Origin of the sequence: Saccharophagus degradans 2-40, from assembly GCF_000013665.1 — a bacterium.
Taxonomy (GTDB): Bacteria; Pseudomonadota; Gammaproteobacteria; order Pseudomonadales; family Cellvibrionaceae; genus Saccharophagus; species Saccharophagus degradans.
Genome location: NC_007912.1, coordinates 837,190 through 852,659, shown reverse-complemented (window position 1 = coordinate 852,659; position 15,470 = coordinate 837,190). Strand labels below are relative to the sequence as shown.

The following is a 15,470-nucleotide window of genomic DNA, read 5'->3' as shown; positions in this document are numbered from 1 at the left end:
ATTAGATGGTCGCCATTATCGCAGTGCAGCAACCATCGATCAAGCCATCAACCACTAACCTTCGTAACTCACCTCTTTGACCCTCGCCGAGACCTTTAACTCAAATTCCCCTTGGCTTACACGCAGCCCTAAATCTGGGCACACTCCAGGCGGCTCATTCGATGGGGCTGGCCCTTGCGAAATACCCACCCAACAGTTTCTCCCGCTACTTTTGGCTATGTAAAGCGCGCGGTCGGCCCCATCTATCACTTGCTCCCAACTCAGCGCAGTTGGCTCGGCTCGGATAAATGGGTAACAAGCGTACCCCATTGAGCAAGTGCGTTTAATTTTCTCACCGTTATCAAGCTCGAATTCGAAAGCCTCAATGGTACTGCGAATACGCTCAACCACTTCCTCCGCCCCCTCTCTGGCCACAAAGCGAATAACAAGTAGAAACTCCTCCCCCCCCCAACGAATAGCATAATCAGATTCGCGCAACAAAGAGCGTAGCTGCTGGCTTATTTGTTCGAGCATCCTGTCGCCAGACCTATGCCCATAGGTGTCGTTTATTTCTTTAAAGCAGTCAATATCTAAAACGATAAAAATAAGATCGCTAGCAAGCGGCGCGTCGCCTTTTACCCACCCCTTGTAGGCTCTATTTGCGATGGCAATATCGGCAACAATGGAATTATTTAAAAAGCGACGGTTGCGCAGCCCAGTAAGCGAGTCGGTCAAACTCGCTTGTTCGAGCTTGTCATTTGCCTCCTGCAAAATTAATTTTGTTTCTTCAAGCTTCTCACTTTTTACTGCTAACTCGGCTGTGCGTTCAGCCACTTTAGAATCTAAGTGCAAGGTAATATCGCGCAGCTGCAAGTGCGTATGTACTCGCGCTAGTAACTCTTCTTTGGCAATAGGCTTGGTAATAAAATCATTGGCACCACTATTAAACCCCGTAACCAAATCGCTCACTTGGCTACGTGCGGTAAGTAAAATAATGGGAAGTTCATTCGCAGAGTATTGCTGCCGCAATTGTTTACACGCTTCGTAACCAGACATTTTTGGCATCATTATATCTAGCAGAATTAAATCGACTTTTGGCCCATTACGTACATAGGTAATGGCTTCCATACCCGATCGCACTTCGTGCACTGTGTAGTATTTTAACGATAAGTAATTAGCCAATACTTTCCTATTAACCGGCTCATCATCCACAATTAAAATATGATAGGTACGCGCCGTATCGCTTTTCGATTCTGCCTGCGCTCTTATTTCTACCGGCTCGTTTAGCTCTTCTTCAGGGCAGGATGGCTGAGCATGGTATGCACTATTAGTTTCCGGCTCTTGGCCATCGGCTTCATCTTCTATGGCTGCGTTAAGAGGTAAATAAAAATAAAAGGTGGCACCTTTACCTAGGGTAGAGCGCACCCCAATGGTACCGCCGTGCAATTCAACTAATTGCTTGGTAACGGATAACCCCAACCCTGTTCCACCATACACGCGATTAGACGCCCCTTCGAGCTGCCTAAACGAGTCAAAAATTTCTTCAAAACGATTTTCAGGCACACCAATACCAGTATCAGCAACGGATATACATATTTCTTCACCCTGTACTTCTGCACTAATGGTAACGCTGCCCTCATCGGTAAATTTAACCGCATTGCCAACTAAGTTATGCAATATTTGCAACAGTCTGCTTTCATCTGCCGCAACTTTAGGTAACTGTTTACTTACATTGTTTACAAGCTCAATTGGCTTCGCACCAATAATGGGTAAAGTAAGTGATAGCACCACGTCTACCAATACATGTATATCTACAGCTTTTTTGTTAAGCGCCATGCCCCTATGTTTTAGTTGCGCAAAATCGAGCAGGTCGTCTACTAACCCTGCTAAACGTTTTCCGCTACTTACTATCATGGCGAGGTTTTGCTTGGTTTTGTGGGAAAGCGGGCCTGTTACGCCATCCATTAAGGATTCGGCTAACCCAACAATGCCATTAAGAGGGGTACGCAGTTCGTGGGATGTATTTGCTAAAAATTCATCTTTAAGCTTGTCGAGCTGTTTTAATCGTCGAACCACCGAACGCTCTTGCTCGACTTTTTGTCGTTCAAAACTTACTTTTTGCCTTTGCTGGTGAATAAACCAAGTGAGCAGCACAATAAACAAAATAATATATAGGGTGTAAGCCCACCATGTTTTCCAGTAGGGCGGCAAAATAACAATGTTTATTGATGTTCCTTCGGTATTCCACAGACCTTCGTTATTCGACGCTATTACTTTAAATTGATAGCTGCCTGGGTCGAGGTTGGTGTAGGTTGCCGTACGCTTACTTCCTACGTGGTTCCAACCACCATCAAACCCTACCAATTTATAGGCGTATTGATTGTTTTCTGGCGAGCGAAAATTTAATGCAGCGAACTCAAACATAAATACCGATTGGGTATAATCTAAAGTGATTGCCTGCGAGTAGTGCAATGTATTGGTTAGCGGCGAATCTGGCTGCCCCAATTTAACCGGAACGTTAAATATTTGTAGATCGGTTAATACAACCGGTGGCGAGTATTCATTTTCTTTTAGGTCGCGCGGGTTGAATAAGGTAAAGCCTTTACTACTACCAAAAAACAATTCGCCCGAGCGCGTTTTAACTGGCGTATTTCTGTTAAAAAGGTTACCCACTAAACCGTCTTTACTTGAGTAGTTTCGCACTTCTTGACTAACCGGTAAAAAGCGAGACAAACCTTTTTGTGTACTAAACCAAAGGTAGCCTTCGTCATCTTCAATTATGCCGGTTACAACATTATTGGGCAGCCCATGTTTTACGGTATAACTAGTAAAGGTTTGCGTGGCTGCATCAAATTTATTTACGCCCCCGCCATCTGTACCCACCCACAATACACCGCGGCTATCTTCATACACCGACTTCACAAAATCTGCGCTTAAACTAGTTGTATCTCCTTCAATATGCTTATAACGAATAAACTCACCTGTTGCAGGAGTAAGTTTAAACAGACCTCGGGTGGACCCTACCCAAATTTGATTTAAGCTGTCTTCGTAAATAACCCGCGCATATAAACTTTTATCGCCATCTAGCATATTCAGCGGTGGCTCGAAGCGAGTGAAGTCATCTGTAGCGCGGTTATATCGGCTTATACCTTTGTCCGACGCTATCCAAATAGCTTGATCATGGCTTTCAATTACAGACCAAGGCTCCCACCCTAATAGAGATTGAGGATTGCCCTCTTCGGGTAAATATCGAATAAAACTATTACTGCCAGCATCCAATCTATTTAAGCCGCCTGCCCATACCCCCGCCCAGAGGGTACCTTGGCTATCTTCTATTACAGATAAAATTGTATTCGCACTTAAACTAGCCGAGTCTTCTGGGTCGTGTACATAGTGTTTAAATTGCTCAGCGGCTCGATCAAAATAACTAAGCCCATAGCCAGCACCTACCCATAGGTTGCCTTTAGTATCTTCATAGCCAGTAAGAATGCCGCCCGAAGCAACACTGTTTATATTCGACGGGTTGTGACGATAATTGCGAAATGCCGACGCCTGCTTATCGACAACATCCACCCCGGATGGGAAAAAACCTAACCACATATCGCCGGCACTATCCTCAAACAAGGAATTCACTACATGGTTGCCCGGCGACGAGGGGTCGCTCTCCGAATGCCTAAATCGTGAAAATTCGCCCGTCACTGGGTCGAGAACATGTGCAGCCGAACCATCACCTATCCAAATATTCCCTGCGCTATCTTCCAACACATCCCATATGATGTTGCTCTTTTCTTCGGAGTGATGCTCAAAACGGTTAAATTGATCGCGCTCGCGATCATAAACATGCAAGCCACTACCGTAAGTGCCAACCCACACATTATTTTTGGAATCGACAAATAGCTCGCGCACATCGTTATTACTAATACTGTTGTCGTCGCCACTATTATGCGCGTAATGTTTAAATGTGTTGCTGGCGGGATCAAACTGCACCACACCGTAGGCATGGGTGCCCAACCAAATAATGCCGTTTTTATCCTGTACGCACTTCCAAACAAGTTCGTCGGTAGCTTGCGCTTTTGCGTCTAGCTCCAATACCTGTTTAAAAGGCACATGGGTAAACGCACCGGTATCAGGGTTAAACGAAAAAAAGCCTCCGCGCGTAGCTAGCCACATTCTTTTTTCAGAATCTTCTAATATATCGTTTACATCGTTTGCGCTAAGAGTAAGGCTATTTTGATCGTCGTAGCGGTAAGCGGTAAAACTATCTAAGGCGGGGTTAAAAAGGTTTACACCGTTGCGTGTAGCGAGCCACATACGGCCATCAGATGCCATAAGAATACGGTTGATGTAGCTGTGGCTAAGTGTGGATTGCCCTTCGCCGGCTCGGTAGATAGTGAGTTCATACCCATCAAAACGCGCCAAGCCATTGGCGCCGCCAAACCACATAAAACCGTCATTATCTTGCGCGATCGACACCACATAGCCAACGCTCTCCACTTCACTTGCAAGAATATGATTAAACGACAGGCTCGCAGGCGGCGCGGCAACAGCAGCTTGCAGATACATACCTGCCAACCACCACCAGATTGCAATAAGCCAAGTTTTTAATACACTTCGCACCTCGAGCTTTTTACGATTTTTTTTACACTCGAACAACATGATTTCTCCTGACGGACGGAACAACACCTTAGGTTTCGATCTTCTGCCGAACTCAATATTATTTCGTTTTTTGTTTTTATTATTCAGCTAGCTAATTTAGTTACAAAGCGCCTAAGCGCACAGCTAGAAGCGCTATTAAACACTATTTATAGTCAACTAAAAGCAACCAATCATCCCTGCCTCACTCAAGCTTAGGCTTTCTTTAGTCAACTCAAAGTGGCACAAAAACACGCACTGGAGAACAAAGGGTATATGGCGACGATTTTTTTTACACAAATATGACCCCCTCCATCACCGCAAACTCGCAACCCTTTGATTTAATGGAAGATAAAAACAAATTCACACATTGGCACGAATAATGCTATACATTACAGCAATATCTTAAGCCACTATTCAACGGCGAGAAGATAATAAATACCCCAAAGGAGCTCCACCATGTCGCTTTTCTCAAATTCACGCAATTGGATTGCCGCTGCAAGCTTGCTAATCGGCGGCGTTGTGCATGCAGACACTATTAGTTACACAGATCTAGTGGCCGGCAGCCATTCGAACACTGTTAATGGGACCACGGTTTCCGCTTGGAACAACACCGCTCAAACAGAAGTAGCTTACTTCGGCGGTCGCACTCAGGCTGGCGTTGCAGGCATGGGTATTCGCGGCCACGGCAATAACGAAATCGACTTCTACTACAACAGCAATGGCCAAGGCGATTCAGAAACCATGGCTTTCGATTTCGCTAACAATGTTGTTATTGGAGAACTTAGCCTCAGCTTGTTGTTTAACGGCCCTGAGTACAGCAACGAACATGAAATTGCTGAAATTTTTATTGATGGTCACGTTGGTCGCTTAGAGCTAGACCCAACCAAAGAAGATTCTGCCAAATGGTATTTAGATGGCAGCTTGGTTGGCGAAGTAACATCTTGCTCTCCAGGTGCTACTGCACAAGGTGGTTCCGGCTGCTTCACTATTCTTAACCCATTTGGCAACTTAGCAACTGCTAACCTCGATTTAACCGCTGCTATGATTCCAAATATCGACGAATCCGACTACCTGTTCCGTCACGTTGTATTCGCTAGCGTACCAGAGCCAGGCACTTTGGCACTGTTCATGATTGGCGCAGCTGGTCTTGTTATATCGCGTAGAAAAACACGCGCTTAGTAACAGTTTAAAACATATTATAAAAAAGGGGCTTCGGCCCCTTTTTTTGCCTACGCTTTCGACACCTGCACACTGCTAGCTTATTTGTACCATTGCATATTTTTATGGGAGGTACAGCTTATCTCAATTAGCCTATTGCCATACCCCTAGCTAAACTTAGCCCTATGAGTAGAAACCACTCACTAGATTTTTCATTTAAGTGCAATCGGAGGATATATGACAATTAATATTGGTATAAGCGAGTCAAACAGAAAGGACATTGTACAGGCGCTATCTCACCTGCTAGCCGACAGCTACGTACTGTACTTAAAAACCCATAACTTCCACTGGAACGTAACCGGCCCTATGTTTCAAACATTACACAACATGTTTATGGATCAGTACACAGAAGCTTGGACAGCGCTAGACACCATTGCTGAGCGCATACGTACACTTGGCTTCCCTGCACCGGGGTCGTACAAGCAATTTATGGCCCTCACCTCTTTAAAGGAAGAGGAAGGAGTACCAAGTGCCGAAGATATGGTGCAACAATTGCTAGAAGGTCAAGAAACACTGGTGCGTATTGCGCGCGAGGGCATGAAAATAGCGGAAGCAGCAGATGATCAATCTTCTGCAGATTTATTTACACAACGCATCGAAGTGCATGAAAAAAATGCCTGGATGCTGCGCTCTCTAAAAGGGTAATAATCAATAAAGCGTACCTTGTTAATAGGTACGCTTTACGCCTTACCAGTAAGATAAAAGGTATTTTTGCCTGCTCGCTTACTTTTATATAATGCTTTGTCTGCAGCAATAAGTAATTGATCTACACTCGTGCCATCACTGGGGTAAACAGCCACACCAATACTTAATCCCAAATCCACTTTGTCACCCACCTGACTAATCACATATTCATCAAGAGCTGCAATTAGCTCTTGATGCTTTTTAGCAACAATATCTAAAGCATCGTCAACTGACTCTAAACGAGTAAGTAACACAACGAATTCATCGCCACCAAACCTCGCCGGCGTGTCGCTACGACGGGTGCATTTTTCAAGTATTTGTCCAAACTCGATAAGCACCTTGTCGCCAACACCGTGACCCAGCGTATCATTCACCTGTTTAAAATTATCTAAATCGATACTTGCTACAGCAAACATATGTTTGTAACGCTCGGCATGCGCCAGCTCGTGATCTAAACGCTCTATAAACGCAGAGCGATTTAATAAACCGGTAAGGTAATCGGTGATTGCTCTGTGGTGTAACTCTTTTACTAAAGAGTGGCGCTCTAACGCGTAACGAATGGATTGCCCCAAGGCCGTTTGGCTTAATTCATTTTTACGCAGGTAGTCTTGTGCTCCTATGCCAACTGCGCGCTCACCAATATCGCCCATGTCGACCCCCGTTAATACTATCACTGGGGTATGGCGGTAATTGTCTAGCACAGTCACCAACGTTTCCTCGCCTGTACTGTCGGGTAGTATAAGGTCGAGTAGGATTAAATCTGGTGTTTCTTCATCACTGGAGGCCAAGCATTCATTTAACCTAGCAAAACAGTGCACTCGGTATTCAAACTGCGGGTCCTTTTGCAGCATCAACTTGAGGAGGTATTGATCATCTGGATCGTCTTCCACAAGGTACACTGTAATACTTTTTAGTTCCATAAACGACTTGCTCCAAGGAGCCCTAGGGGTGATACACCGTAACAAACCAATATTTTAATAAGTTATCCATGGCGCTTTTAAGCTGATTAAAGTCCGCCGACTTAACGAGGTAGCTGTTAGCACCCGCTTCGTAGCAAAATTTCACATCGTCGGGGCTACCCGATGTAGTGTGTACAACAATTGGAATACTTCTAAATTCGCCATCCGGCTGCTTTAGCTCCTGCAACACTTGGCGCCCATCAATAACGGGCATATTCAGGTCCAACAAAATTAAATCGGGCCGCCTCACGCCTGCGTAGCGCCCCTTCTGATTTAGAAAGCCGTACAACTCATCACCGTTTTCTACGCTTATCAGTTCGACAGGAATTCCCGCCTGCTGAGCCGCAGCCCTAGCGAGAAAGACATCGTCGGCGTCATCATCGACGATTAATACCACGAACCGTTTATCTACACTCATTGCACGCCCTTACCGTAATATTTAGCGCCCCGCGCCACTGGCTGTTGTACTTTGTATGCTTTACTGCTCATGCAGTTTGGCACTCCGTTTACACTAGACGCTTGCTTGCGTATCTAGCGTTATATTCTTTTTGGGAAGGTTTATGTATATTCTTGCGCCAACATTCGGTCGCCCTTCCGCCGTGATATTCCCCCTGTGTGCTTTGACAATTTGCTCGCATATCGCCAAGCCAATACCCGACCCGGGGTGTGTCGCACGGGTAACCAAGCGCTTAAACGGTCGAAAAATATCACTGGCTTGAGAATTGTCAAACCCTAAACCGTTATCACTAATTACTACCTGATCAAAAACTTCGCCACTCTCATCAATATAGTCGATAACTTCTATAACCACACGCGGGCGAACCTCTGGACGACGGTACTTTAGGGCATTACCCACCAAATTTTGCAACAATTGGATAAATAGCGCCCTGTCGACATAAACCTTTTGAGAATATCGTAATTCTACACTTGCATGGGTTTCTAATATTTCAGCAGCCAGCATATCTCGCGTACTCTCGACCATATTCTCTAGCTCAACCTCTTCCAGCTTGAGCTCTGCTTTGGTAACGTGCGATAGCCTTAGCATGTCGGTGATCAGATCGCGCATTCTAGATGCGCCATCGACAATACGCCCTAGTACAAACCAATCCTCATCACTTAACTGCTCACGCTTAATATTGCTCTCTAAATGAGAAGAAAAAGCAATTACTTTACGCAGTGGCTCTTGCAAATCGTGCGAGGCAACATACACAAATCGCTCTAACTCTTCATTGGACTTTTCCAAACGACGCGCATATTCCTTAATAGATGTAACATCAATAAACGTGCCGATCATTTCAATGGGTTTGCCCTCTTCGTCACGTGAAAAAACCGCATCGAAAGACCGGCACCAGATCCAGCGACCATTTTTGTGTTTAAAACGGTACTCTAGCTCTTGCACTTCACCTTCACGACTTACAATCACTCGCTCTATATGATCAATGATTAACTGTTGTTCTTCAGAATGAAAGTATTGCATTAAATCGGATTTAGAACGTAAATCCTCCAATGTATAACCCGTAATACGGGTGTACTGATTGTTGATAAAAGTATTGACATTGGTTTTTAAATTAAAGATATACAAACCACTAATTGACAGATCGACCACATTTTTTAAAAACGATTCGCGTTCAGTTAACTTTTGCTCTGCATGTTTTAAATCTGTGATATCTGTAGACGAGCCAATTATGCGGTAAACCCTATTTTCATTATCTAACAAGGGAAATAATGCTGTTTTCCACCAGGTGACACGCCCCTTAAATTCTATCGTCTCAACATAACTGCTTGGACGCTTACTCATATAGCACAGGTTGTAGCGCGATTGTATTTCTTGCGCAGTTTTTTCTGGCACATAATCAGGCGCCAAATCGAGAGGCGTTTTACCTAAGCACTCGGCGGCGGCAATCCCTGTTAGCTGCTCCACCGCGTTATTAAAAGCAGAATACCGCAACGTGCCTTGTTTATCCGCATCGAGCACAAATACACTGTAAGACGTACCCTGAAAAATAGATTCTAAGAATTGTGATTTTTCTCGCAGTACTAGCTCCATGTCTTTGCGCAGCTGAATATCCTGCATGGCCCCAGACATAACAATCGGCTGCCCAGACTTATCGTATACACTGTTGCCAAAAATGTGAATCCAGCGCTCTTCACCACTCAATGTTGTTACGACGCACTCTTCGTCAAATGGCAGGCCCCGCTGCAAATGATCCTGCAATGCCGCGTTAATGGAATGACGAAAATCGCTGCGTAAATGGGTTAACCATTGGTCCATTGAAGCGTGACTGCTGGTCTCGTTATAGCCAAGTAGCTGCCATGCAACTGTCGACCACCACATAGTATTAGTCTCGATATTCCATTCCCACAAGCCTTCTTGGGTGGCTTTGGTGATGCGCTCAAAACGCATATTGGCTTCGCGGATCTCCTCCTGCGCAGCCAGCTTTTCTGATAGATCGGTAACAGCAGCAAAAATGCGTACTTCGCCCTCCGATTCTCGCTTCGCTAGGCGAATATCTACGGGTATTTTGGCACCATCTTTACGTACGCCCGAAACAACACGCCCCGACGCCATTACACGACTTGTTTCTTCGGATTCGAGGAATTGACCTACCAATTTGCCGTGATGCTGACTCGTCTCTGCATCAATTAGCATATTAATAGATTGACCATTCAGCTCACTTGCGTCGTAGCCAAACAGCTCTGCGAGAGCGTTGTTGGCAAGAGTTATATTCCCTCGCTCATCGGACACCAATAACCCTACAGGTGAAGCATTGGTTGCTTCGCGCAAATGCGCTTCTTCTCGGTGTGCCGCTTCTAATTGAATTCGGCGAATTGTTTCTTGGCTAGCGCTTTCACGCGCCTCTGCAAGCTCTTCTGTTGTGGGAATGGTGGCGACTTTCGGTAGAACATGAATAAGCGCAAACGCAGTACCTATTGATGCCAGCGCGGTAATAGCTTTAAGCACACCTTGGCCGCCGTAACTACCCACCCAAATATTGTAAATACTGTAAACGTGAGTAAGGCCACACAACAAAATAAACGACGAGAAGAGTACCAACAGCCAACTAAATTGAATGTCTGAGCGTTTCTTTTTAAGGTACACCAAACCCAACGGGATACTGAAATAAGCGATCGCAATCACACTATCGGATACGACATGTGTCCAAAGAATATCTGGGCGCCATAAGTAGCAATGCCCGTGGGGCATATATTCTTCGCTAAAAAATTGTAACAATGCGTCTATCAAGCCGCGCCTCCGGTCACCCACCATAGGGGGGTAATAAAAACACCTGCAACATACCAAAGTTTAGCAATGGCAATTAGCCGGTAGTAATAAGTATATACCCCATGCAAATTTCCGCAGGAGAAGTTACCACCCAATGATTAACGAATAGTGCGCCACAATCGCCTACTCTGCTATCCTCTTATACGTAATAACTCTAGGCTGACTTAATGCTTTGGTACCTCCCCAAAGCAGAAACATGTATAAATGGCTTTAATCTTGCTACTTTAAGCGTGGCCAAGTAATTTTAGCGTAGCGCCCACAACACCAAAGTGTGCTTTGGTTAAGGTAAGCCGCACATATCAGCCGCGCCCACTATACTTAACATGTAATTATTTTGAATAGGATAGCCCCAGAATGACGCTCAAGGTTCACGAACTACTCAATAACGCGCGCCTCAATAAGGGGACAGCTTTCACACTTGAAGAAAGAGAAGAACTTGGGCTTAGTGGCCTACTTCCACCACATGTAAGCACAATGAAGGAGCAGGTAGAACGCGCATTATCGAGTATTCGGCGCAAAGAATCTGATATAGACCGCTATATATTTTTATCTGCACTCCAAAAGCGCAACGAAAGATTGTATTACCGCCTACTTATCGATCATACCAAAGAGCTTATGCCATTGGTGTACACCCCCACGGTTGGTCAAGCCTGTCTCGAATTTGCCAGTATTTTTCGTGAAACCAGCGGGTTTTATCTTTCCTATGCAGACAAAGGCTTAATACAAAAGCGCTTGGCCAATTGGCCAGAGCAAGATGTAAGGCTTATTGTGGTAACCGATGGCGAACGCATATTAGGCTTGGGCGATTTAGGCGCAAACGGCATGGGTATTCCTATAGGTAAACTCGCCCTTTATTGCGCCTGCGCTGGGGTAAAGCCCGAGCAGTGCCTACCTATTATGCTAGACCTTGGCACCAACAACGAAAGCATTCGCAACGATCCACTCTATTTAGGTGTACCCGAGCCAAGAAAACGCGGTAGCGAATATGACGACTTTTTAGAAGAGTTTGTGCGCGCGGTTGAAAAGCAATTCCCCAATGCGCTGCTGCAATTTGAAGATTTTGCCACCGGCAATGCCGTAAACTTGTTGGAAAAATATCGCGATCAGCTACTGTGCTTTAATGACGATATTCAAGGCACCGCTTCTGTTGTGCTTGCAGGCCTAATGGCTACAACTCGCATTTCTAAAATACCCTTGCAAGAACAGCGCTTCTTATTTTTAGGGGCCGGCTCGGCTGCAACCGGTATTGGCCACCTGCTTACCACGGCATTAGAGCGCGAAGGTATAACCACCGACGAAGCGCGCGCGCGCCTATTTTTTATAGACCGCAAAGGCTTAGTTACCCAATGTCGCGATGATCTACCCGGCCATGTGGCACCTTTTGCTGCCAACATGCCGCCCATGGACCTAAAGCAAGCAATCGATACAATAAAACCCAACGCCCTGATCGGCGCCTCGGGTACCGCTGGCGTGTTTACAGAAGAGATTATTCACACTGTTGCAAGCTGCCACAGAAACCCTACAATTTTTGCGCTTTCCAACCCCACATCAAAGGCCGAATGCACAGCGGAAGATGCTTATAAGTTTTCCGATGGCCGCGCAATTTTTGCAAGTGGTAGCCCGTTTGATGTGGTACATATAAATGGTGAAATTAAAGTGCCAGGGCAAGGCAATAACGCCTATATTTTTCCCGGTTTAGGCTTGGGCGCTATTCACGGTAAAATTACGCGTATTACCGACGACCAACTTATTACTGCCGCGCAAGAATTAGCTGGCAGCGTTTCCGACAAGCAGATCCAACACGGCTGCTTGTACCCTCCTTTAGATGAGATTAGAAACGTGTCGGTAAAAATTGCTGCAGCGGTTGCCCGCGATGCAGAACGCACAGGCTTAACATCTGAACCCGTGCCGGAAAATTTCGAGGAATTATTAACTGCAGAGCTTTACGACCCGCTTTACTAACAACGGTTAAGTTAGCGGTTTGCGACAGACTTTAACCCTATATATTGCTCGGCGTAATCATCGGCAAAGGTGGGCTTACCGTACAGGTAACCCTGCCCGTAGCCACACCCAAGCGCCCCCACTATTAGCGATTGCTCTCGGGTTTCTACGCCTTCAACTAGCGTATCGAACCCTAAGCTTGTAGTCATTGCAATAATCGCTTTTACAATATCTCTATCGGCAGGGTCGTCTTCTAAATCCATAACAAAGCTGCGATCAATTTTAATTACATCTACCGCAAAGCGTTTTAAATACGCTAGCGACGAATAACCCGTACCAAAATCATCAATAGCCAACCTAAAACCCATCTCGCCAAGTATGCGCAATTGGCTTTGGGTATTTAGCGACTCTTGTAAAAACGTTCCCTCGGTAATTTCTAGCTGAATATGGCGTGGATCAACATTGTGTATATCGAGTAAGCGCTGAATATCTTTTACAAAGTCTGCGTTTTGCAACTGGTGAGGCGAAACATTCACCGAAATGTATTTCATATCGGTATGCAAGGTTTGCCATAGCTTGAGCTGTTTAAAGGCGGTGGCATTAATCCAGTTGCCCAATTCGTAAATTAGGCCGCTCTCTTCGGCAACGGGAATAAAATCTACCGGCGAGACGAACTTGCCTGCGCGATCTATCCAGCGCAACAAAGCTTCACAGCCCACGATTTTTTCTGTGCTTAAATCAATAATGGGCTGGTAATACAGCATTAATTCTTCGTCGCGAATGGCAGAGCGCAGCTCTTCTTCCAAGAATATTTTTTTCTCTAACGACGAAGAGTACTCTTGCTTGTATGGCAATACCGTATTGCGACCACTTTTTTTGGCCTGATGCATGGCCAGATCTGCAGCTTTAATAAGGGCAACTGCATCCTCACCGTCATCGGGGAACAGTGCCACCCCCATGGAAACCCGCGCATTAACGACAGGCCCTTCCATTAGATAAATAGGCTCGGCCATTATTTTCTGAATGCGCCGGCTATAATGCAAGGCGGCATCATGTGAACGTACGTTATCTAAAATAAGCGCAAATTCATCGCCACCAATGCGCGCCAAATACTCATCACCCACAAGCACTTCTTTTAAACGCGTAACAACTTCACAAATTAGTGAGTCGCCCACTGGGTGACCGTAACTATCATTAATATCTTTAAAGTGATCTAAATCTACAATTAACATTGCCACCTTGCCGTGGTATTTCTCGGCAAGCTTCATGGTGTTTTTTAGTTTTTTGCTAAACGCTAACCGGTTAGGCAGTGAGGTAAGCTCATCAGTAAAGGCAATATGCGCCAAGCGCTCTTCGGCCTCCACTTCTTTGGTTACATCCCAGTTCATCCCAACTACCCGCTGCACGAGGCCGTCTTCGTCCAGCACTGCACGCGCATAGGCGCGCAGGTGACGAATAGATTTATCGGGCAATAATACGCGGAATTCGCTTATAGTATCTTTCTTGGTTTTAAGTAACTCACCAAGCTCGTCCAGCACGCGCTGGTTATCATCGGGGTGGGCTACATGCTCCCACGCCTCTCTTACAGATATGTACTGACGTGGCTCCATGCCATAAAGGCGGTACATTTGGTCATCCCAAATCATTTCTGCGTCGGAGATATACCAATCCCAAATACCAATCGACGCCCCATCTAGCGCCAAACGCAAACGTTCTGAAGCCTTCTCTAATGCGGTATGCGCTTCCGTCTCTGCAGTAATATTCACAAAAGAAATGAGCACACCGTGGGGAATATTGGTATCGGGGCTATTAATAATGGCAACGTTTAGTTTTAGCCACACCAACTCTTTATCTGGGCGCACCACCCCCAAAGTGAGGTTTTGCAGCCCCGCGCCTTTTGTTAGCACGCGCAGAATGGGGTTATCCGCAAGTGAAAGCTTCTGGCCATCTTCATTTAAAAACGTCCAGTAATCGGATAATAACGACTGTTTATTTGGCTCATCGGGATTATTCCCTTCGAATTTAAAATCGAGTATTTCTTGGGCGGCCTCATTCGCCAGCTCTATATAACCCTCTAGGTTTTGATAAATAATGCCGTCTACTAGATTGTTGAACAACGCTTCGTAGAAGTTGCTATCTAGCGGTATACCCGCAGCCAGGAAAATTGAATTAGACCGAGCTCGATGGCGGATAACCGCCCCCAGCGCCGTATTACTGCAGGCCTCTGCGGTAAGCTCATAATGTTGAAGCACGCCGTTTTTTTCAATTGCGTAAAAACAATGCTGCGTATCTGCGCCATTTAATACCAATTCGAGCATCGCCTCGATGTGATCGGTTAAGCTATTTTCTTGCGCACCAAAAGATTTCGCCACCCACTGTACACTTGGGCCAATAAACTCACGACACAGTGCGAAAAAGTTATTGCCAACCCAGTCAATTTTAGGTGCTTTTAGCTCACCTACCGCACTTGCCTGATCGCTGAATAGGGGCAAGCCTGCAAGCCAGCCTTTGCTTACAAATACAACGTCGCCGGCTTGGCTAAGTACAGCAATATCCACGGGCTGTTCACCCAAGCCCGCTCCAACCACAGCTTTTACCACTAAAAAACCTCCCCTTTACAACAGGAGACACTAGTAGAAGACTGGCTAGCCATTAGTCTGCTGACACTTATCACTGAATATTCCAAATGCTGGCTTTATTAAAAGTAACGCCCTAACGACAAGGGCTCCTTCTAAAGTGTAGGAGACATTGCTAGCTAGGCAACCGAGCGG

The 15,470-nt window shown here is 45.6% G+C and carries 8 protein-coding genes; 3 read left to right on the top strand and 5 right to left on the bottom strand.

Annotation, left to right across the window (positions count from 1 at the left end):
- Window positions 1-54: 54 nt before the first annotated feature.
- Window positions 55-4,635 (bottom strand): two-component regulator propeller domain-containing protein, encoded by a 4,581-nt coding sequence (locus SDE_RS21120; protein ID WP_011467150.1) that lies wholly within the window; start codon window positions 4,633-4,635, stop codon window positions 55-57.
- Window positions 4,636-5,070: 435 nt separating this feature from the next.
- On the opposite strand from SDE_RS21120, the gene SDE_RS03555 reads away from it, so the two are divergent.
- Together SDE_RS03555 and SDE_RS03550 are read left to right on the top strand one after the other, a co-directional pair.
- Window positions 5,071-5,793 carry a PEP-CTERM sorting domain-containing protein gene (locus tag SDE_RS03555; RefSeq protein WP_011467149.1) on the top strand — a complete coding sequence of 241 codons (723 nt, stop codon included), beginning with the start codon at window positions 5,071-5,073 and terminating at the stop codon, window positions 5,791-5,793.
- A gap of 216 nt (window positions 5,794-6,009) precedes the next feature.
- The gene (locus tag SDE_RS03550; RefSeq protein WP_011467148.1) at window positions 6,010-6,477 is read left to right on the top strand and encodes a Dps family protein; all 468 of its coding nucleotides are present in this window, start codon (window positions 6,010-6,012) and stop codon (window positions 6,475-6,477) included.
- Window positions 6,478-6,512: 35 nt separating this feature from the next.
- On the opposite strand, the gene SDE_RS03545 is transcribed toward SDE_RS03550, so the two are convergent.
- The 3 genes from SDE_RS03545 to SDE_RS03535 all read right to left on the bottom strand — a co-directional run bounded on the left by SDE_RS03545 (window position 6,513) and on the right by SDE_RS03535 (window position 10,719).
- A complete protein-coding gene (locus tag SDE_RS03545; protein WP_011467147.1) occupies window positions 6,513-7,436 on the bottom strand; it encodes a diguanylate cyclase response regulator in 924 nt (307 codons plus the stop codon).
- Window positions 7,437-7,458: 22 nt separating this feature from the next.
- Window positions 7,459-7,893 carry a response regulator gene (locus tag SDE_RS03540; protein WP_011467146.1) on the bottom strand — a complete coding sequence of 145 codons (435 nt, stop codon included), beginning with the start codon at window positions 7,891-7,893 and terminating at the stop codon, window positions 7,459-7,461.
- A 93-nt stretch (window positions 7,894-7,986) separates the two neighbouring features.
- A complete protein-coding gene (locus SDE_RS03535; RefSeq protein ID WP_158303851.1) occupies window positions 7,987-10,719 on the bottom strand; it encodes a PAS domain S-box protein in 2,733 nt (910 codons plus the stop codon).
- A 393-nt stretch (window positions 10,720-11,112) separates the two neighbouring features.
- On the opposite strand from SDE_RS03535, the gene SDE_RS03530 reads away from it, so the two are divergent.
- On the top strand, window positions 11,113-12,720 hold the full coding sequence (locus SDE_RS03530) for an NAD-dependent malic enzyme (RefSeq protein WP_011467144.1): 1,608 nt from the start codon (window positions 11,113-11,115) through the stop codon (window positions 12,718-12,720).
- Between the two features lie 11 nt (window positions 12,721-12,731).
- Here the strand turns inward: SDE_RS03530 and SDE_RS21115 are convergent, their stop codons facing one another.
- Window positions 12,732-15,299, bottom strand: a complete 2,568-nt coding sequence (locus SDE_RS21115) for a sensor domain-containing protein (RefSeq protein ID WP_011467143.1) — start codon at window positions 15,297-15,299, stop codon at window positions 12,732-12,734.
- Between the last annotated feature and the right edge of the window lie 171 nt (window positions 15,300-15,470).